The sequence below is a fragment of the Nonomuraea cypriaca genome, assembly GCF_015645445.1.
In the GTDB taxonomy this organism is placed as follows: Bacteria; Actinomycetota; Actinomycetes; order Streptosporangiales; family Streptosporangiaceae; genus Nonomuraea; species Nonomuraea cypriaca.
In genome coordinates this window covers 15,550-33,807 of sequence record NZ_JADOGI010000032.1, presented here as the reverse complement: position 1 = coordinate 33,807, position 18,258 = coordinate 15,550, and the positions used below count along the sequence as shown (strand labels likewise).

Here is an 18,258-nt window from a genome sequence, read left to right as displayed (position 1 = left end):
TAGGTCGGCTGGAATTGTTCACAACGGCCGCCACAGGCCGTGCGAACTGCGACGTTGGCGTAACCGAGCGTGGTTCGGTGGAACACGTTCTAGGTGGCTGGATGCCCTATCTGGGCGCTTGGCTGTACATTCCCGTCCCAAAGGGACGCGAACGTACGGTAAGGCGCGTCCCGCGGCGTGATAGTTGGAGGACCTCTTGGCCAGGCGCGCTCTGATCACCGGCATCACCGGCCAGGACGGTTCCTACTTGGCGGAGCACCTGCTCGGGCTGGGGTACGAGGTCTGGGGGCTGGCCAGAGGGCAGGCGAACCCGCGCGTGTCCAGGATGCGCAAGCTGCTGTCCGACGTACAGGTGGTGCGGGGGGATCTGCTGGACCAGGGGTCGCTGATCTCGGCGGTAGAACGGGTTCAGCCCGATGAGGTGTACAACTTGGGGGCGATCTCGTTCGTGCCCATGTCCTGGGAGCAGGCCGAGCTCACGGCCGAGGTGACCGGGATGGGCGTCTTGCGGATGCTTGAGGCGATTCGCGTGTGCTCGGGCGTGTCGCGGGGTGGCAGCTCCTCCGGACAGATCCGCTTTTATCAGGCTTCGTCGTCCGAGATGTTCGGTCAGGTGAGCGAGACACCCCAGACCGAACGCACCGCCTTCCACCCGCGCTCCCCGTACGGGGTGGCGAAGGCGTACGGGCACTTCCTCACCCAGAACTACCGCGAGTCGTACGGGATGTTCGCCGTGTCCGGGATCCTTTTCAACCACGAGTCGCCGCGCAGGGGGGCCGAGTTCGTCACCAGGAAGGTGTCGCTCGGGGCGGCGCGGATCAAGCTGGGGCTGGCCACGGAGCTGCGCCTGGGCAACCTGGAGGCGCGGCGGGACTGGGGGTTCGCCGGGGACTACGTGAAGGCCATGCACCTCATGGTGCAGTCCGGCAGACCCGAGGACTACGTGATCGGCACGGGGCGGATGAAGTCGGTCCGGGAGCTGGTGGAGGCCGCCTTCGCGGCCGCGGGGCTGGACTGGGAGCGGTACGTGGTCACGGACCAGGCGCTGCACCGGCCGGCCGAGGTCGACCTGCTCTGCGCCGACCCCAAGAAGGCGCGCGCCCAGCTGGGGTGGGAGCCGCATGTCTCTTTCGACGAGCTCGTCGCCATGATGGTCGACGCCGACCTGCGTCTTCTCTCCACCGGTCATGATCCTGATGACGGCAGCTGGTCATGATCCCTTATGAGGGCTGGTTCTGATCATCTTTTACGCCGGCCAAGTCTGCCAAACGCCGTCTCTGGCTTGCGTCTGTCCAGGGGAACGGCCTCTGACCGGTCGGTGGCGCGCCGCCGTTACGGTGCGAAACGTTCACCTACTCCATGGTCATCGCGCTCTGGCGCGTGTCGGCAGGGCGGTGTCCGGGGTTGTTGCCTGGCGGTAGGTGCCTGGGGTCAGGCCGAAATAGCGGGTGAACCAGCGGGTCAGGTGGCTTTGGTCGGCGAAGCCTGTCGCGGTGGCCGCTTCCGCTATCGGGGTGCCGTCGGCGATCAGGGTGCGGGCCGCTCTCAGCCGCAGCTGGCGTTGGTAGTCGCTGGGTGGGAGGCCGTACTTGGCGTGGAAGGCGCGGTAGACCGCATAGCGGCTCGTGCCTGTGGATCTCGCCAGGTCGTCGATGGTGAGGTCGTCCATCACGCGGTCGTGGAGTAGTTGCCTGGCTTGCCGCGCGATCGTCGTCGACCTGCTGGGTCGGCGTTGTTCGGTGAGCGGGGTGGTCGCCGCCCGGCGTACCAGGCCCGCGATCGTCGCCGTGAGGAGTTCGTCGCGGCGCAGGGCCGTCGTGCCGCTGTCCAGGAGGGCCGCGTGCAGGGCGCGTAGCCGTGCCGCCAGGGCTTGGTCGTTCACCACGGGGGTGGCGAAGAGGGGGAGGCCGGTGTGGCGGCCCGTCGAGTCGGACAGGGCGTTCTCCACCAGGCTGGGGCCTATGTGGACCATCCGGTAGGTGAAGCCGAGCTCGTCCGTGGCGTGGCCGTCGTGGGGGTCGTCCGGGTTGAAGGCCATGATCATGCCCGCGGCGCTCGTGTGCGCCGAGCCGCGGCAGGAGAACGACTGCGCGCCGGTCTCCGTCACGCCGAAGGAGTACGTCTCGTGGCTGTGGCGGTGGTACACGTGCCGTTCGAAGTGGGCGTGCATGGCCTCGAGCGGACGGTCCGACGCCCGCCAGTATCGGGACCAGTCCTGCGTCATCCCTCCATTCTCGTCGATTCCAGGAACCACCAGGTCAGGAGGATTCACACCGACCGCCCTTCGCCGGTCCGCACGAGCGTTCAAGACCTGGAGGAGCCTGGGAGGCGACACTGAAGGCATGCGTTTCGACACGAAGATCGGCATCGTGGTTCGCGCGGACCTGGCCGCCTGGCAACAGCTCAACGTCACCGCCTTTCTGTCCAGCGCGGTGGCGGGCGGGGTGCCCGAGACCATCGGGGAGCCGTACGAGGACGGTTCGGGCAATGCGTACCTGCCGATGTTCCGGCAGCCCGTGCTGGTGTATGTGGCTGACCTGGCGGGGTTGCGTACCGTCCGGGAGAAGGCGGTGGGCCGGGAGATGGACGTGGCCGTCTACATCGAGGAGATGTTCAAGACAGGACACGACGCGGACAACCGGGCGGCTGTGCTGGCGGTGGACGCCGATGAGCTCAACCTGGTGGGGAATCGCGGTCCATGGGCTCAAGAACGGTGTGGACAAGGTACTGAAGGGCCTCGCCCTGCACCCATGAGCCCGGCCGTGGAGGTCGAGTCGGGCCTGTGGACAAGCCTTCTCCGTCCACAGAATCCGATTCGGCCCACATACGCGGCGCCCGCTGGGCCACGCTTGGCGGCATGAACCAACCGCCCCCCACATCGCTCACCCCAACCCCCATCGGTCCCGCCGCCTCCATCGGAGTCGCGGCGAGCGGCGCGGCCGGCGCGCTCGCCGCGGCGGTCCCGTCCTTCCGATGGGAGCGTCTTACTCCCGCACGCCGACGCACCCCCGGGAGCGGCGACACCACCACGACTCAACGGTCCTTGATCGAGCGCGCCCGCGCCATCACGCGATCCGTTCCGCAGGCGGTCGCGTGCCGCCAGACGGCAGCGCACCTGTGGGGCCTGGACGTCCTGGATGTCCGGGATGCTGACTGGCCCATCGAGTTGACCGCCTCCGCCTACCTGACGCTCACTGGGTGCGTCACCTACGTGGCCCCGCTTCCCGACGAGGACGTGACCGAGCACAGGGGCGTCCGGATCACCACCATGGAACGCACGGCGCTCGACTGCGCCCGCTGGCTGCCGCGTATGGAGGGTGTGGCGATCCTCGACCAGTTCGCCAGGCGAGGAGTGGACCTCGAAGCCCTGTGGCACCGCCCGCTCAACTCCTGGCGCCTGCGCGACACCCTCAGCCTCGCCGACCGGGGCGCCGCCTCACCCAGGGAGAGCCGGCTCAGGGTGATCCTCGTGGAAGGCGGCCTGCCCCGGCCCACCACCCAGATCGGAGTCGAGTTGGCCGCCGGCCAGTTCGTCTACCTCGACCTGGGCTGGGAGGATTTCAAGGTCGCAGTCGAGTACGACGGCCAGGAGCACCACACCACGGCCGCCGATCAACAGCGCGACATCGACCGCCGAGAGGCGCTGCGCAAGAGGGGCTGGCGCGTGATCGCCGTCCGAAGAGAGGTCATACCAGGGCAGATCGCCGACATCCTCCACCATGTCGCCAACGCCCTGATCGAACGCGGCTGGCAACCCGGCCCGGAGGGCACCACCCGCATCCTGCGCCGCATCCGGGCGGCCCGCCGCCGCTCCCGCTTCCGGCTGACCCGCTGAATCCCGCCTGGTCAGCCCGGAGAAGGTCAGCCGACGGTTACCGGTAGTTCCTTGATGCCGTTGATGAAGTTGGAGCGCAGGCGGCGGGCCGGGCCCGATTGGTGCAGGCGGGGGCGGCGGCGGGCGAGCTGCTCGAACAGGACGCGTAGTTCGAGTTTGGCGAGGTGGTTGCCCAGGCAGAAGTGGGCGCCGCCACCGCCGAAGCCGATGTGGGGGTTCGGGTCGCGGGAGATGTCGAAGACCTCGGCGTTGGGGAAGACGGCGGTGTCGCGGTTTGCGGAGGCGTAGAAGACCACGACCTTGTCGTTCTCCTTGATGGGTTGCCCGCCCAGGACCTGGCTGGTGGTGGAGGTGCGGCGGAAGAGGTTCACCGGGGAGACCCAGCGGACGATCTCGTCGGCGGCCGTCCTGGCGAGGGTGGGGTCGGCGACCAGGCGGTCCCACTGGTCCGGGTGGTCGAAGAGGGCGAGCATGCCTCCCGAGGCGGCGTTGCGGGTGGTCTCGTTGCCGGCGACCACGAGGAGCAGGACGAAGAGGTCGAACTCGTTCTCGTCGAGGGTCTCGCCGTTCTCGTCGGGCTGGATCAGCCTGGTGACGATGTCGTCTCTCGGGTTGGCCCTGCGCTGGGCGGCGAGCTGGTTGGCGTACGCGTAGACCTCCATGGCGGCGGTCGAGCCCTGTTGGGGGCTGGACGCGTAGTCGGGGTCCTGGGTGCCGATCATGCGGTTCGACCAGGTGAACAGCTTGTCGCGGTCGGCCACAGGCGCGCCGAGCAGCTCGCAGATCACGTAGAGGGGCAGGGGTGCGGCGACTTCGGTGACGAAGTCGATCTCGCCCGTGCATTTGTCGAGGAGGTCATCGCAGATGTCGCGGATGTGCTGTTCGAGGGCTCCGATGGTGCGTGGGGTGAAGCCGCGGTTGACCAGCGATCGGCGGCGCGTGTGCTCGGGCGGGTCCTGGTTGAGCATCATGAGGCGTTGCATGGCGACCTGTTCCTCACCCGCGTCGTCGAACAGGGCGAGCTTCCTCGCGGAGGAGAAGAGGTCGGAGTGCCGCGACACGTGGACGACGTCCTCGTAGCGGGTGACGGCCCAGAAGGAGGGCTCGCCCTGGTGCCAGTGGACGGGAGAGTTCGCGCGAAGCCAGGTCAGCTGGTCGTGCGGTGGTCCGGAAGACGCGTAACGATCCCTGTCGACGAGGTCGATGTGCACCGGGAGTCACCTCTTGATCAAGCGCTTGGTTTAGCTTTGTTAGAACGTGTTCTATTACGTTGCTGTACGACCGTCAAGGAGAGAGGCATGTGTCCACCTGCCCCGACTCGGGCGTGCGGGTCTCTGGATGTGTCCCAGTCCGCGTGCCGGTGGATCAGGAGGTTGGGGGCGACCTCCGATGTTTCTGCGCGCGAAATTTCGGCCGGGTGAACGCATCCGTCGGGGCGGTTAACTGGATTCACAGAGCCGGGGTGTTCCTGCGGGATGTCTGTCGAGGTCACGGATCGGAGGTATCCGTCTTTTCGCCCTTGACATGCTCTACTCCGCCGCACGAGCATCAGAAAACAAGACATCCGATGTATATGTGAAGGATGCGGTGTGAAGCTGCTGCGAGTAGGACCTGTTGGCCAGGAAAAACCGGTGGTGCTGGACGGCGCCGGTAATCTCCGCGACATCGGAGAGCCCGAGATCGACGGTGCTTTCCTCGCTTCCGGGGGAGTGGCGCGCGTGCGCGCCGCGCTCGAACGCGGCGCCCTGCCCGTGGTCGAGGCCGAAGGGCTGCGCATCGGAGCCCCGATCGCGCGCCCAGGCAAGATCGTCTGTATCGGGCTCAACTACAGCGACCACGCCGCCGAGTCGGGCGCGGAGGTTCCCGCCGAGCCCGTCGTGTTCATGAAGGCGTCCAACACCATGATCGGCCCGTATGACGAGGTGCTCGTCCCGCGGGACAGCGTGAAGACCGACTGGGAGGTGGAGCTCGCCATCGTCATCGGTCAGGAGGCCCGCTACCTGGCCAGTCGCGAGGAGGCGCTCGGCGTGATCGCCGGCTACGCGATCTCCAACGACGTCTCGGAGCGCGAGTTCCAGCTCGAACGCGGCGGTCAGTGGGACAAGGGCAAGTCCTGCGAGACGTTCAACCCGCTCGGCCCGTGGCTGGTGACCGCCGACGAGGTCGGCGACCCGCAGAACCTGCCCCTGCGTCTCTGGGTGAACGGCGAGGTGCGCCAGGACGGAGACACCAAGAACATGATCTTCGATGTGCCGGAGGTCGTGCGCTACCTGAGCCAGTTCATGGTGCTGGAGCCGGGTGACGTGATCAACACCGGTACGCCGGCCGGAGTCGCGATGGGCATGCCGGGGCAGCCTTACCTGCGCGCGGGCGACGTGATGGAGCTCGAGATCGAAGGGCTGGGGCGGCAGCGCCAGTCGGTGGGACAGGCATGACGAGTCAAGGAGCGGGGCAGATGCCGGTCGGGGCAGCGGGGGCGTACCGGATCGTCGGGATGGAGACGCATGACGTGCGGTTTCCGACCTCGCGGCAGCTGGATGGCTCCGATGCGATGAATCCCGATCCCGACTACTCCGCGGCCTACGTCGTGCTCAAGACCGACGACGGGTTCGAGGGGCACGGGTTCGCGTTCACGATCGGGCGCGGGAACGACGTCCAGACCACGGCCATCAGCGCGCTGGAGCCGTACGTGATCGGTAAGGACGTCGAGGACCTCGGCGCCCTCTACAAGGACATGGTCAACGACTCGCAGCTGCGATGGCTCGGACCGGAGAAGGGCGTCATGCACATGGCGATCTCCGCCGTGGTCAACGCCCTGTGGGACCTCAAGGCCAAGCGGGCGGGCAAGCCGTTGTGGCGGTTGCTGTCCGAACTGTCCCCCGAGCAGATCGTCGACCTCATCGACTTCCGGTACCTGAGCGACGCTCTGACGCGCGACGAAGCCCTGCAGATCCTGAAGAATGCGGAACAGGGTAAGGCGGAGCGGATCGCCCGGCTGATCGAAGTCGGCTATCCCGCTTACACGACATCGCCCGGGTGGCTGGGCTACGACGACGAGAAGCTGCGCAGGCTCTGCAAGGAAGCGCTCGACCAGGGCTTCGGGCAGATCAAGCTCAAGGTCGGCGCCGATCTCGAGGACGACCGGCGGCGGTTCAGGGTGGCCCGCGAGATCTGCGGCCCCGACTTTCCGATCGCGATCGACGCCAACCAGCGCTGGGACGTCGGCTCGGGCATCGAGTGGATCAACGCGCTGAGGGAGTTCAAGCCGCACTGGGTCGAGGAGCCGACCAGCCCGGACGACGTGCTGGGCCACGCCGCCATCGCCAGGGGCATCGAGCCGATCCCGGTGGCCACCGGCGAGCACGTCCAGAACCGCATCATCTTCAAGCAGCTGCTGCAGGCGAACGCCATCTCCTACCTGCAGATCGACTCCGCCCGCGTCGGCGGGGTCAACGAGAACCTGGCGATCCTGCTGCTCGCGGCCAAGTTCGGGGTGCCGGTGTGCCCGCACGCGGGCGGGGTCGGGCTGTGCGAGCTGGTGCAGCACCTGTCGATGTTCGACTACGTGGCGGTCACCGGCACCATGGACGACCGCGTGATCGAGTACGTCGACCACCTCCACGAGCACTTCGTCGACCCGGTCGTCATCAGGAACGGCCGCTACGTCGCCCCGTCCGCACCGGGGTTCAGCGGGGAGTTGCACGCGGCGTCGATCACCGCCCACACCTTCCCCGATGGCGAGGTCTGGAGGGACGCATGAGCAGGAAAGCGGCCGTGACCTGCGGCAAGGTATGGAGGGGCGCATGAGCTTGAAGGCGATCGTGACCGGCGGCGGCTCGGGCATCGGCCTGGCCGCGGCCGGCGCTCTGGCCGCGCGCGGTATGAAGGTCGCCTGCCTCGACCTTCAGCCGCCCGGCGAGCCGTTCATCGGGATCAAGGCGGACGTGACCGACGACACCGGCGTGCGCGCCGCGGTGGCCGAGGCCGCCGAGCGCCTGGGCGGCGTCGACGTGCTGGTCAACAACGCTGGCATCGGGGCGCAGGGCACCATCGAGGACAATCCGGACAGCGAGTGGCACAAGGTGTTCGACGTCAACGTGCTCGGCATGGTGCGGGTGGCCAGGGCCGCGCTGCCGTACCTGCGAAGGTCGGAGCACGCCGCCATCGTGAACACCTGCTCGGTCGCGGCCACGGCCGGGCTGCCGCAGCGGGCGCTCTACAGCGCGACCAAGGGCGCGGTGCTGTCGCTGACGCTGGCGATGGCCGCCGACCACATTCGCGAGGGCATCCGGGTCAACTGCGTCAATCCCGGCACCGCGGACACACCGTGGGTGGGCAGGCTGCTCGACTCGGCGGACGACCCGGAGGCGGAGCGGGCGGCGCTCAACGCCAGGCAGCCGATGGGCCGCCTGGTCACCGCGGAGGAGGTGGCCGCGGCGATCGCCTACCTCGCCGGCCCCGAGTCCGGTGCGACCACCGGGACCGCGCTCGCGGTCGACGGCGGCATGCAGGGGCTCAGGCTCCGGCCAAGCAACTAAGGCCAACCGAAGGCCACAGAAGGCCGGCCAAGGCCGGCCGGAGGCCAGCTAAGGAAGGTACCCCCCAATGAAGTTCGGACCGGCGGTCGCGGTCGCGGCCCTGATGGTGGCCGTCACCGCGTGCGGCTCAGGCACCTCGACGGAAGGAGGCGGCAGCGTCAAGATCGGCATCGATCATCCGCGCGCCGACTCCGACTTCTGGAACTCCTACATCAAGTACGTTCCGCAGATGGCCGGCGAGCTCAAGGCGGACCTCATGCCCGCCACGAACTCGCAGAACGACGTGGCCAAGCTGGTCAACAACGTGCAGGCGCTGACCGGTCAGGGCGCCAAGGTGATCGTCATGGCTCCGCAGGACACCGGCGCCGTCGCCAACACGCTGACGCAGCTCGAGAACAAGAAGATCCCCGTCGTGACCGTCGACACCCGGCCGGACAAAGGCAAGGTCTACATGGTCGTACGCGCCGACAACCGCGCGTACGGGACCAAGGCGTGCGAGTTCCTCGGTGAGCAACTCGGTGGCAAGGGCAAGGTCGTGCAACTCCAGGGCGCGCTCAGCTCGATCAACGGCCGTGACAGGTCGGAGGCGTTCCTGGAGTGCATGAAGGCGAAGTTCCCCGACATCACGGTGTTCAGCGAGCCGACCGAGTGGGAGGGCAGCAAGGCCGCGTCCATGCTGCAGACCCGCCTGGAGCAGAACCCTGACATCAAGGGCATCTATATGCACGCGGGCGGGGTTCACCTGGCCCCGACGCTGCAGGTGCTGAGGCAGAAGGGCCTGCTCGTCCCGCCGGAGGACCCCAAGCACATCTTCGTGATCTCCAATGACGGGATCCCGCAGGAGTTCGAGGCGATCCGCAAGGGCGACATCGACGCCACGGTCTCGCAGCCGGCCGACCTGTACGCGAAGTACGCCCTCTTCTACGCCAAGGCGGCGGCGGAGGGCAAGACGTTCAAGCCGGGCCCGACCGACCACGGCAGCACGATCATCCAGCTCCAGAACGGCCTGGAGGACCAACTCCCCGCGCCCCTGGTGACCAAGGAGAATGTGGACGACCAGACTCTCTGGGGCAACCAGGTCAAGTAATGAAAAATCATGTTGAAGCCCGAAACGTCGTGAAGCGCTTCGGCCCGACCACCGCGCTCAACGGCGCGGAGATCGCGATCGCCGAGGGCGAGACCCACGCGCTCGTCGGCAGGAACGGCGCCGGCAAGTCCACCCTGGTGTCGATCCTCACCGGGCTCCAGCGGCCGGACGCGGGCGAGGTGCTCTTCGCGGGGGAGCCGGCGCCCGCGCTGGCCGACCGCGACGCCTGGCGGCAGCGCGTCGCCTGCGTCTACCAGAAGTCCACGATCATCCCGGCGCTGTCGGTCGCCGAGAACCTCTTCCTCAACCGCCAGACCGACACGCGTGGGGCGATCAACTGGCGGGCGCTGCGGGTCAGGGCGCGCGAGCTGCTGGACACGTACGAGGTGGACGTCGACGCGCAGGCGCTGGCCGGAGACCTGAGCGTGGAGCAGCGGCAGCTCGTGGAGATCGCTCGCGCGCTGTCGTTCGGGGCCAGGTTCATCATCCTCGACGAGCCGACCGCCAGGCTCGACGGTCCGGCCATCGAGCGGCTGTTCGGCCGGATGCGCTCGCTGCGCGAGCAGGGCGTCACGATGATGTACATCTCCCACCACCTCGACGAGGTCTACGAGATCTGCCAGAGCGTGACGGTCTTCCGCGACGCCAGGCACGTCACGACCAGGCCGGTCGCCGGCCTGCCGCACGACGAACTGGTCGCCGCGATGACGGGGGAGGCCACGTCGGTGTACGAGTCCCGCTCCCGCGCACCGGGCGGCGCGGTGGTGTTGTCAGGCGAGGGCCTCTCGCTGACCGGCCGCTACACAAACATCGATATTTCCGTTAAATCGGGCGAGGTCGTCGGCCTGGGCGGGTCGGCGAGCAGCGGCAAGGTCGGCCTGGCCGAAACCCTGGTCGGGCTGCGCAAGGCGGACGCGGGCACGATCACGGTCAACGGCACGCGCGTCAGGCCGGGCGACGTGCCCGCGGCGCTCAAGGCCGGGCTCGGCTTCGTACCGGAAGATCGGCACCACGAGGGCTTCGTGCCGCTGCTGTCGGTGGGCGAGAACACCACGTTCCCGATCGCCCGCAAGCTGGGCCGGTACGGCATGGTGTCGCCCGCCCGGCGCCGCGCCAAGGCCGAGCAGCTGATCAAGGATCTCGACATCAAGACCGAAGGCGCCGACCAACCCGTCGGCGACCTGTCCGGGGGGAACGCGCAGAAGGTCGTGTTCGCGCGGGCGCTCGTGGACGACCCGACGGTGCTCGTCGTGATCAACCCGACCGCCGGCGTCGACGTCAAGGCCAAGCAAGCCCTGCTCGGCGCCGTCGAGGACGCGGTCGAGCGGGGAGCGGGGGCCGTACTCGTCTCCGACGAGCTCGACGACCTGCGCATCTGCGACAGGGTGCTGGTGATGTTCCACGGCCGGGTCGTCAAGGACGTGCCGCGTGGGTGGACCGACCACGAGCTCGTGGCAGTGATGGAAGGCATAGAGGATTGACCACTTTGACTGCGCCCGCCCCCCGGTTGCGGCTGGCCAGATTCCGTGACCTGACGCTGGTTCCCGTGATCGTGCTGCTACTCGTCGTGGGCGCGTTCCTGGACCCGACCTTCCTGACCCCAGGCAACCTGACGAACGTGCTCCAGCAGCAGGCGGCGATCTCGCTCCTCGTGCTGGCCGAGGCGATGATCCTGATCGCCGGCAAGTTCGACCTGTCGCTGGAGTCGACGGTCGGCACCGCGCCGGCCATCGCCGTGATGCTGGTGATCCCGGTGTCCGCGGGCGGATTCGGCCTCGGGTTGCCCGGCACCCTGGTCATCCCGCTCGCCCTGCTCGTCGGCGCGGCCATCGGCGCCTTCAACGGCTTTCTGATCATCAGGTTCCAGCTGTCGGCGTTCATCGTCACGCTGGCCATGCTGATCATCGTGCACGGCTTCCTGCAGGGGCCGACGGAGGGCAAGACGCTGTTCGAGCTGCCCGAATCGATCCTCTACCTGGGCAGCGCCCTGTGGCTCGGCCTGCCCGCGGCCATCTGGATCGCCGGGGCGCTGTTCGTGGCGGGCATCTTCGGGCTCGGCTACCTCCGTCTCGGCCGCTCCCTGTACGCCATCGGCGGCAACGCCGACGCCGCCCGCGCCGCCGGCATCCGGGTGGGCCGGGTGCTGTACGGCGTGTTCATCCTGGGCGGGACGCTGGCGGCGCTGGCCGGCGTACTGGAGACCGGGCGTCTCGGGGCGATCGGCAACAACCAGGGCGTCGGCTGGATCTTCATGGTGTTCGCGGCCGCCGTCATCGGCGGGGTCAGCATGGACGGCGGCAAGGGTACGATTCTGGGCGCGCTCACGGGCGTGCTGGTGATCGGCCTGGTGCAGAACATCCTGACCCTCATCGGCGTCTCGGGATTCTGGCAGCCGGTGATCTACGGCGCCATCATCCTCATCGCCCTGATGATCAGCCGAATAGCCGGCGGAAAGGCACAAGATTGATGCGCGAGCCGGTGATCCGCGGCGGGCCGCGCCGACCAGGCGGCTGCCGGACGGACCTGGAAGCAGGTGCACCGGCCGGTCTGGCTGCGGAGGTGCTGGCCGGGCGAGACCGGTTGGTCGGTGGGGAAGTGGGAGTTTTGGTGCTGGGAGACGTTGAATGATTGAGTTGCCCCGTTATGGCATGGGTGGCGCGCCGCTCGGCAACCTGTTCCAGGAGGTTTCCGAGGAGCAGGCGCGCGCCACGGTCGACGCCGCGTGGGAGAGCGGGGTGCGCCTGTTCGACACCGCGCCCCACTACGGGCTCGGCCTGTCCGAACGCCGTCTCGGCGCGGCGCTCGCCGGCCGCTCGGGCTACACCTCGTCCACGAAGGTCGGCCGCCTGCTGGTGCCCGCACCGGCCGAGGGCGCCCGGGACGACGAGGGCTATGACGTACCCGCCGAGTTGCACCGCGTGTGGGACTTCTCGCGCGACGGCGTACGCAGATCACTGAAGGAGTCCCTGGCCAGGCTCGGGCTGCCGGCCATCGACATCGCGCTCATCCATGACCCCGACGACCACGTGGACCAGGCGATCGGGGCGGCGTACCCGGCGCTGGCCGAGGTGCGGGCCGAGGGCATGGTGCAGGCGATCGGCGTCGGGATGAACCAGTGGCAGGCGCCGCTGCGCTTCGTCCAGGAGACCGACATCGACGTCGTCATGCTCGCGGGCCGCTACACCCTCCTCGACCAGTCGGGCCTGCCGCTCCTGGAGGAGTGCGTGAAACGCGGGGTCAAGGTGCTGGCGGCGGGGGTCTTCAACAGCGGCATCCTCGCCACCGCCGAGCCGTCGGGCACGTTCGACTACCGGCCCGCGCCGGCGCCGCTCGTGGCGAAGGCCGCGCGGATCGCCGAGGTCTGCGAGCGACACGGCGTCTCCCTGCCCCAGGCGGCCATGGCCTTCCCGCTGCGCCACCCGGCGATCGCCTCGATCGTCCTCGGGGCCCGCGCACCGGAAGAGGTCACCGCGAACGCCGCCCTCTGGTCCCGCCCGGTCCCCGACGCGCTGTGGGAGGACCTGGCGTCGCAGGGCTTGCTCTCTCATCCTGACTGAGAAGCAATCCTCAGCCGACCTCCCACAGCGCGCCGACGGGCATGGCCAGCATCCGGTCGCCGAAGGGGAGCGCCTGCCCGCCGGTGTGCAGGACGATCCCGGCGACGAAGTCGTCGCCGAGTCGATCGGCGAGGTGTCGCAGGCCGCGGAAATCGTCCGCACGGACGGTGGAGGCGGCCTTCACCTCGATGGCCACCACCTGACCTCGCCGGTTCTCCAGGACGGCGTCCACCTCGACTCCGTCCTTCGTCCGGTAGTGGTACAGATCGATGTGGTCTTCCGCCCAGGTCAGTTGTCGTGCGAGCTCCATGAGGACGAAGCCCTCCAGTAGCGGGCCGAACAGCCCGTTGGGGCGAATGAGCCCTCGCGCGTCGACGCCGAGCAGGTTCGCCGCGATTCCGGAGTCGACGAAGGCCACCTTGGTGGTGCTGACGGCGCGGCTGCTGAGGTTGCGCGACCAGGCGGGTACGCGCTTGATCAGGTAGACCTCTTCAAGGAGGCTGAGGTAGCGGTTCGTGGTGCTTGCGGGAAGCCCGAGCTCGTTGCCGATGGACTGACGGCCAAGGAGCTGACCGGACCGCGCGGCCAGTAGACGGGTGAGTGCGTGCATGTCGGGTAGCCGCTCGATCGCGGAGAGCTCGCTCACATCGCGGGCGATCAAGTCACCCAGGTAAGAGTCGAAAAAGCGCTGCCGCCTCCGAGCGTTGACCCGGCTGACCGCTTCGGGAAAGCCTCCCCGGACGATGCGTTCCGCGTAGGCGGCGCGGGAGATCTCGGAGGTGTGGCGAAGGTCGGCGCCCTGAGCGAAGATCGCGTCGACGAAGCCGTCGGGCGTGCTGTCGATCTCTCCTTGAGAGAAGGGCCAAAGCTCGATGGTCTCCATCCGGCCCACAAGGGCGTCCGGCAACGCTCGCAGGCCGAGTATGCGAGCCGAGCCCGTGAGCAGGTAGCGACCAGGTCTGGAGTTGTCGTCGACCTGGGCTTTGATGGCCAGCAGCAGCTCCGGCACGCGTTGGATCTCGTCGATGACCATCATCTCGGGGAAATCGACGAAGCCCTCCGGGTCGTTCATGGCCCCTTGCCGCATGAACTCTCTGTCCAGATCACGCCACTCCGCCGCTCTTCCTTTGGCGATCTGTTTGACCAAGGTGCTCTTGCCGGTTTGCCGTGCGCCGTTGATCAGGACGACACGGGTGTCGGTCAGCGCCTCCGTCACGGCCTTTTCGGCATGACGTGGCACCACCCTGCCCAAAGGAGTACTGACCACGAGCCCAAGCATGGCACAGACGGCGCCTCGTATGGTGGTCTGGTCGCCATGATCGTGGTGGATTGGTCGCAGAGTTCGTGGTTGCTTTGTCGCAAGATCCGTGGTGGTCTGGTCGCAGGATGAGTGGTGGTTTGGTCGCTCCTTTGGCGGTGGGTCAGGAGGGGATGAGCAGCCAGGATTTGGACGGGCCAGGCTCGTACGGGGAGGTCAGGCGTTTGGCGATGACGCCGGGCAGGCCCTGTTCGCGGGCCGCTCGCCGCACCGGCCCCGCCTCCCCCGGCCAGGAAGGCGCGGTCTGCCAGTGGCCGCCCGACAGGCCGAGCGCCTCCAGGGCCGCCCGCCGGGTCGTGTAGGGCTCCGCGACGAGCGAGTGGCCGTCGTCGTACAGGAGGTCGTAGAAGACGAGGATCTCGGCGCCCCCGAGCGTGGCCAGCTCGCCGTCCAGCACCGCCGTGCGGCTGCCGAACGACGCCGCCAGCTCCCGCAACCACGGGTGCTCGCGCGCGGCCGCGGTGCGGCCGCCCTCGACGGGGACCAGGAGGCGGCGGCCGCCGAAGGCGAACTCGAAGGCGTAGGCCGAGGTGTCGCGCGGCGGCTTGGCGCGTTCGGTGGGGAGCATGGGCTCCACGGACGGGAGGGGGTCGCGGGCCGGCGGGTCCATGCGGTGGATCATCCAGTTCTTGCCCCGGGTCTGGAACAGGACGAACCGGCCAGAAGCCCGCTCGCCGTGCAGGACGAACTTGACCTCGCGGTCCGACCACTTCTCCGTCTCGTAGCTGCCGGTGTCCCAGATGGTCATGGTGCCGCCGCCGTACTCGCCCTGGGGGATCTCGCCGTGGAAGGTGAGGTACTCCATCGGATGGTCCTCGGTGTGGACGGCGAGGTGGTTGGTGCCGGGGTCGCCGGGCAGGCCCTTGGGCACGGCCCAGGAGACCAGGACGCCGTCGCGTTCCAGGCGCAGGTCCCAGTGCAGCGAGCGGGCGTGGTGTTCCTGGATGACGAACGCGTGGCCGTCAGAAGGGGAGGGAGTCGCCTCGGGGACGGGCTCGGGGGTACGTTCCGCGTCGCGCTTTTTCCGGTATCGCTCCAGTTTGTCGGACACGAAACCGGTCCTACCCGCTGGTGCTCTCCCGGATCACCAGCCGGTACGGAACCCGGATCTCCCGCGCCTCCACCCGCGAACCCTGGACCACGCGCTTGGCCATGCGATCGGCCAGCAGGTCCACCGCCAGCCCGGCGATCGCCTGCTTGTCGGGGGAGATCGTGGTGAGCGTCGGGGTGGCGTAGCGGCCGTCCTCGATGTCGTCGAAGCCCACCAGTGCCACCTCTCCGGGGACGGAGTGACCGCGTTCGAGAAGAGTGCGCAGGGCGCCGAGGGCCAGCAGGTCGTTGAAGCAGAAGACGGCGTCCGGCGTCTGACCGGAGTCGAGCAGGCGGGCCATCGCATGGGCCCCGTCCGCCCGGTGGTAGTCCCGCACCGGCACCACCAGCCGGTCGTCCGCCGGCAGCCCCGCCTCGCGCAGGGCCTGCCGATAGCCGGCCAGCCGCAGCCGGGACGACTCCGCCGCCGCGTCGTCCTGGGCGCCGATCGCGGCGATGCGGCGGCGGCCGAGCGCGGCCAGGTGCAGGGTCGCCTTCCTGGCCGCAGCCACGTTGTCCACCACGACGTGGTCGGCAGGCCCCTCGTAGACGCGCTCGCCCAGCAGCACCATCGGGGTGTTGTCCATGCGGGCGGCCAGGTCCTCGGGCGTCAGCGCGAGCGGGCTCAGGATCAGGCCGTCGATCAGGTGGGCGCGGAAGCCCTCGGCGACGAGCTGCTCGCGCTCCTTGGAGGCGCCGGTCTGGTCGATCAGCACTGTCAGCCCCCGCTCCTCCGCCCGCGCCACCACGAGCCTGGCGAGCTCCGCGAAGTAGGGGATGTCCAGCTCGGGCACGGCCAGCGCGATGATCCCTGTGCGTCCCTGACGCAGGTTTCTGGCCGACAGGTTGGGACGGTAGTCGAGCTCCTTGATGGCCGCCTCGACCCGGGTGCGGGTGGCCGGGGTGACGTGCACGTAGCCGTTGACGACGTTCGAGACGGTCTTCACCGAGACGCCGGCCAGGCGGGCCACGTCCTTGAGGCCGACGCGAACTCTCTCCATGATGAGAAAGTGTACGTGGTTTACAACGTTGAACAGATGGCCGGCCCAGGCGGCACCGGCAGCTGTCCGTGGTGACCGGTCAGTCCAGTTCGAGCGCCTTGCGCAGCCACGACTCCACGCCCGCCACGTGCACGGTCGCCCACGAGCGGGCGACGTCGGGCTGGCGGGCGGCGATGGCGTCGTAGATCGCGGTGTGCTGCTCGCGGGTCTTCGCCATCGCGCCCTCCTGGGTGAGCCCACGCCAGATCCGCGCGCGGGTGGTCGGCCCCGACAGGCTCTCGATGAACGAGCACAACACGCTGTTGCCCGACCCCTGCGCGATCCGGTGGTGGAACTTGAGGTCGTTGGCCACCAGCTCCTCGACCGTGGGCTCGTCGGGCAGCGCCTTGAGGATCACGCGCAGCTCCTCGATCTCCGCCTCGCTCATCTGCTCGGCCGCCAGCGCCGTCGCGGCCGGCTCCAGGATGCGCCGCACCTCGAAGAACTGGATCACCGTGTCGTCGCGGTGCAGGTCCAGCACGAACGACATGGTGTCGAGCAGCAGGTGCGGCTCCAGGCTGGTGACGTAGGTGCCGTCGCCCTGGCGTACGTCGAGGACGTTGATCAGGGCCAGCGCGCGTACGGCCTCGCGCAGCGAGTTGCGTGACAGGCCGAGCCGCACGGCGAGGTCGGCCTCCTTCGGCAGCCGGTCGCCGGGCGCCAGCTCGCCCGAGAGGATCATCTGCTTGATCTTGTCGATGGCCGCGTCGGTGACCGCCACGCTTTTCTCCCTAGACATCGGATGTCTAGGAGTCTAGGGCCTGGAAGCGGACGGGATCGACACCGGGGAGGCGGCGTACCAGGCCGCTCGCCTCCAGGGAGCGAAGGTGGGCTGCGGCCTCGCCGGCCGCCATGCCTCTCACCATGGGGGACAAATCCTCCCATGGCCGGTTCCACGTCATCATCGCGGCGACCTCCCAGATGGTCTGCGGCTCGGGTCGCCGGGCCAGGAGGGCGCGCAGCTGTTCGAGCTTCTCCTCGTGATGGTGGCGGATCTCGGCGGCCCGCGCGGCCACATCGGGAAATATCCACTCGTGTGCTGGTAGGGCCGTCATGGAAGCGCCCAGGGGACCCAGCTCGCCGACCCGGTCCAAGGACTCCAGGAAATCACCCAACGGATCGACATCATCCCTGTCATAGGGATAAATCCCGATGTGGGGGGTGATGTCGGGGAGGACGTGGTCGCCGGTGAACAGCCGGTCGGCGTCCTCCAGGTGCAGGCAGATGTGGCCGGGGGTGTGGCCGGGTGTGTGCACGGCCCGCAGCTTGCGTCCCGGCAGATCCACCAGGTCGCCGTCGCGCAACTCGCGGTCGGGCAGCGCGGGCGGGGCGGGCCGGTCGCCGACCGCCTGCCGTACCTCGCCGGGATCGGCTCCCGCCCGTCTCAGCATGTCGGACTGGAAGCCGTCGTGCCGGTCGCCGGCGTACTCGGTCATGAGCCTGACCAGGGCCGCGTCGCTCTCGTGCATGGCGATCCAGCCGCCGGACGCCTCCCTGACCTGTCCGGCGAGCCCGGCGTGGTCGGGATGGAAATGGGTGACGACCACGCCGCGCACCGCGGTCACGTCGAGCCCGAGCGAGGCGAGGCCGCCGCTGAGCGCTTCCCAGGCGTCCGGGTGGTTCCACCCGGCGTCGACCAGCACGGGCCCTCGGGGCGAGGCGACGGCGTAGACGAGCGTGTAGCCGAGCGGGCTGCCCGGGATAGGCACCGGCACGCTCCACACCCCGCCGCCGAGGTCCCGCGGCCGCTGCTCCGCGTACGGCCTGCGCCTGCTCTTCATACGTCTCCCATGT

General features: G+C 68.7%; 17 protein-coding genes. 10 read left to right on the top strand and 7 right to left on the bottom strand.

Translation table 11 applies throughout. The features are described from left to right. Positions 1 to 196: 196 nt before the first annotated feature. Positions 197 to 1,216, top strand: coding sequence for a GDP-mannose 4,6-dehydratase (locus ITP53_RS13490; protein ID WP_195895709.1), 1,020 nt, complete (start codon positions 197 to 199; stop codon positions 1,214 to 1,216). Between the two features lie 147 nt (positions 1,217 to 1,363). On the opposite strand, the gene ITP53_RS13485 is transcribed toward ITP53_RS13490, so the two are convergent. Next, positions 1,364 to 2,224, bottom strand: a complete 861-nt coding sequence (locus ITP53_RS13485; RefSeq protein ID WP_195895708.1) for an AraC family transcriptional regulator — start codon at positions 2,222 to 2,224, stop codon at positions 1,364 to 1,366. A gap of 118 nt (positions 2,225 to 2,342) precedes the next feature. Here ITP53_RS13485 and ITP53_RS13480 point away from each other — a divergent pair, with 118 nt between their 5' ends. Both ITP53_RS13480 and ITP53_RS13475 read left to right on the top strand, forming a co-directional pair. Next, complete coding sequence (locus ITP53_RS13480) at positions 2,343 to 2,861, top strand: DUF2000 family protein (protein ID WP_407941236.1); 519 nt, start codon at positions 2,343 to 2,345, stop codon at positions 2,859 to 2,861. Then, entirely contained in the window at positions 2,858 to 3,835 is a 978-nt protein-coding gene (locus ITP53_RS13475; protein WP_195895707.1) for a DUF559 domain-containing protein, read from the top strand. The genes ITP53_RS13480 and ITP53_RS13475 overlap by 4 nt, the downstream gene beginning before the upstream one ends. Before the next feature lie 26 nt (positions 3,836 to 3,861). Here ITP53_RS13475 and ITP53_RS13470 read toward each other — a convergent pair whose 3' ends face one another. Further along, on the bottom strand, positions 3,862 to 5,046 hold the full coding sequence (locus ITP53_RS13470) for a cytochrome P450 (protein WP_195895706.1): 1,185 nt from the start codon (positions 5,044 to 5,046) through the stop codon (positions 3,862 to 3,864). 378 nt (positions 5,047 to 5,424) lie between these two features. Between ITP53_RS13470 and ITP53_RS13465 the strand changes: the two genes are divergently transcribed. The 7 genes from ITP53_RS13465 to ITP53_RS13435 all read left to right on the top strand — a co-directional run bounded on the left by ITP53_RS13465 (position 5,425) and on the right by ITP53_RS13435 (position 13,017). Continuing rightward, positions 5,425 to 6,270, top strand: coding sequence for a fumarylacetoacetate hydrolase family protein (locus ITP53_RS13465; RefSeq protein WP_195895705.1), 846 nt, complete (start codon positions 5,425 to 5,427; stop codon positions 6,268 to 6,270). A gap of 20 nt (positions 6,271 to 6,290) precedes the next feature. Beyond that, positions 6,291 to 7,595, top strand: coding sequence for an L-fuconate dehydratase (locus ITP53_RS13460; RefSeq protein ID WP_195895704.1), 1,305 nt, complete (start codon positions 6,291 to 6,293; stop codon positions 7,593 to 7,595). 43 nt (positions 7,596 to 7,638) lie between these two features. After that, the gene (locus ITP53_RS13455) at positions 7,639 to 8,373 is read left to right on the top strand and encodes an SDR family NAD(P)-dependent oxidoreductase (RefSeq protein ID WP_236050781.1); all 735 of its coding nucleotides are present in this window, start codon (positions 7,639 to 7,641) and stop codon (positions 8,371 to 8,373) included. Positions 8,374 to 8,440: 67 nt separating this feature from the next. Then, complete coding sequence (locus ITP53_RS13450; protein ID WP_195895702.1) at positions 8,441 to 9,460, top strand: sugar ABC transporter substrate-binding protein; 1,020 nt, start codon at positions 8,441 to 8,443, stop codon at positions 9,458 to 9,460. Positions 9,461 to 9,489: 29 nt separating this feature from the next. Next, positions 9,490 to 10,941: a sugar ABC transporter ATP-binding protein gene (locus ITP53_RS13445; protein WP_328814399.1), complete on the top strand. Its 1,452-nt coding sequence runs from the start codon at positions 9,490 to 9,492 to the stop codon at positions 10,939 to 10,941. Between the two features lie 5 nt (positions 10,942 to 10,946). Then, positions 10,947 to 11,927, top strand: a complete 981-nt coding sequence (locus ITP53_RS13440; RefSeq protein ID WP_195895700.1) for an ABC transporter permease — start codon at positions 10,947 to 10,949, stop codon at positions 11,925 to 11,927. A gap of 157 nt (positions 11,928 to 12,084) precedes the next feature. Then, positions 12,085 to 13,017, top strand: coding sequence for an aldo/keto reductase (locus ITP53_RS13435; RefSeq protein WP_195895699.1), 933 nt, complete (start codon positions 12,085 to 12,087; stop codon positions 13,015 to 13,017). Between the two features lie 10 nt (positions 13,018 to 13,027). On the opposite strand, the gene ITP53_RS13430 is transcribed toward ITP53_RS13435, so the two are convergent. The 5 genes from ITP53_RS13430 to ITP53_RS13410 all read right to left on the bottom strand — a co-directional run bounded on the left by ITP53_RS13430 (position 13,028) and on the right by ITP53_RS13410 (position 18,245). After that, the gene (locus ITP53_RS13430; RefSeq protein WP_328814398.1) at positions 13,028 to 14,233 is read right to left on the bottom strand and encodes an ATP-binding protein; all 1,206 of its coding nucleotides are present in this window, start codon (positions 14,231 to 14,233) and stop codon (positions 13,028 to 13,030) included. 205 nt (positions 14,234 to 14,438) lie between these two features. Next, the gene (locus ITP53_RS13425) at positions 14,439 to 15,386 is read right to left on the bottom strand and encodes a DNA polymerase ligase N-terminal domain-containing protein (RefSeq protein WP_195895698.1); all 948 of its coding nucleotides are present in this window, start codon (positions 15,384 to 15,386) and stop codon (positions 14,439 to 14,441) included. Between the two features lie 10 nt (positions 15,387 to 15,396). Then, complete coding sequence (locus tag ITP53_RS13420) at positions 15,397 to 16,425, bottom strand: LacI family DNA-binding transcriptional regulator (protein ID WP_195895697.1); 1,029 nt, start codon at positions 16,423 to 16,425, stop codon at positions 15,397 to 15,399. 79 nt (positions 16,426 to 16,504) lie between these two features. Continuing rightward, entirely contained in the window at positions 16,505 to 17,185 is a 681-nt protein-coding gene (locus ITP53_RS13415) for a FadR/GntR family transcriptional regulator (protein ID WP_195895696.1), read from the bottom strand. Between the two features lie 25 nt (positions 17,186 to 17,210). Next, positions 17,211 to 18,245, bottom strand: coding sequence for an MBL fold metallo-hydrolase (locus ITP53_RS13410; RefSeq protein WP_195895695.1), 1,035 nt, complete (start codon positions 18,243 to 18,245; stop codon positions 17,211 to 17,213). Between the last annotated feature and the right edge of the window lie 13 nt (positions 18,246 to 18,258).

What these genes read in the sequence shown, in the direction of transcription:
- ITP53_RS13485 (WP_195895708.1), bottom strand. Translation starts at nt 2,224, where the DNA reads ATGACGCAGGACTGGTCCCGATACTGGCGGGCGTCGGACCGTCCGCTC.
- ITP53_RS13480 (WP_407941236.1), top strand. Translation starts at nt 2,343, where the DNA reads ATGCGTTTCGACACGAAGATCGGCATCGTGGTTCGCGCGGACCTGGCC.
- ITP53_RS13475 (WP_195895707.1), top strand. Translation starts at nt 2,858, where the DNA reads ATGAACCAACCGCCCCCCACATCGCTCACCCCAACCCCCATCGGTCCC.
- ITP53_RS13460 (WP_195895704.1), top strand. Translation starts at nt 6,291, where the DNA reads ATGCCGGTCGGGGCAGCGGGGGCGTACCGGATCGTCGGGATGGAGACG.
- ITP53_RS13455 (WP_236050781.1), top strand. Translation starts at nt 7,639, where the DNA reads ATGAGCTTGAAGGCGATCGTGACCGGCGGCGGCTCGGGCATCGGCCTG.
- ITP53_RS13450 (WP_195895702.1), top strand. Translation starts at nt 8,441, where the DNA reads ATGAAGTTCGGACCGGCGGTCGCGGTCGCGGCCCTGATGGTGGCCGTC.
- ITP53_RS13435 (WP_195895699.1), top strand. Translation starts at nt 12,085, where the DNA reads ATGATTGAGTTGCCCCGTTATGGCATGGGTGGCGCGCCGCTCGGCAAC.
- ITP53_RS13420 (WP_195895697.1), bottom strand. Translation starts at nt 16,425, where the DNA reads ATGGAGAGAGTTCGCGTCGGCCTCAAGGACGTGGCCCGCCTGGCCGGC.
- ITP53_RS13410 (WP_195895695.1), bottom strand. Translation starts at nt 18,245, where the DNA reads ATGAAGAGCAGGCGCAGGCCGTACGCGGAGCAGCGGCCGCGGGACCTC.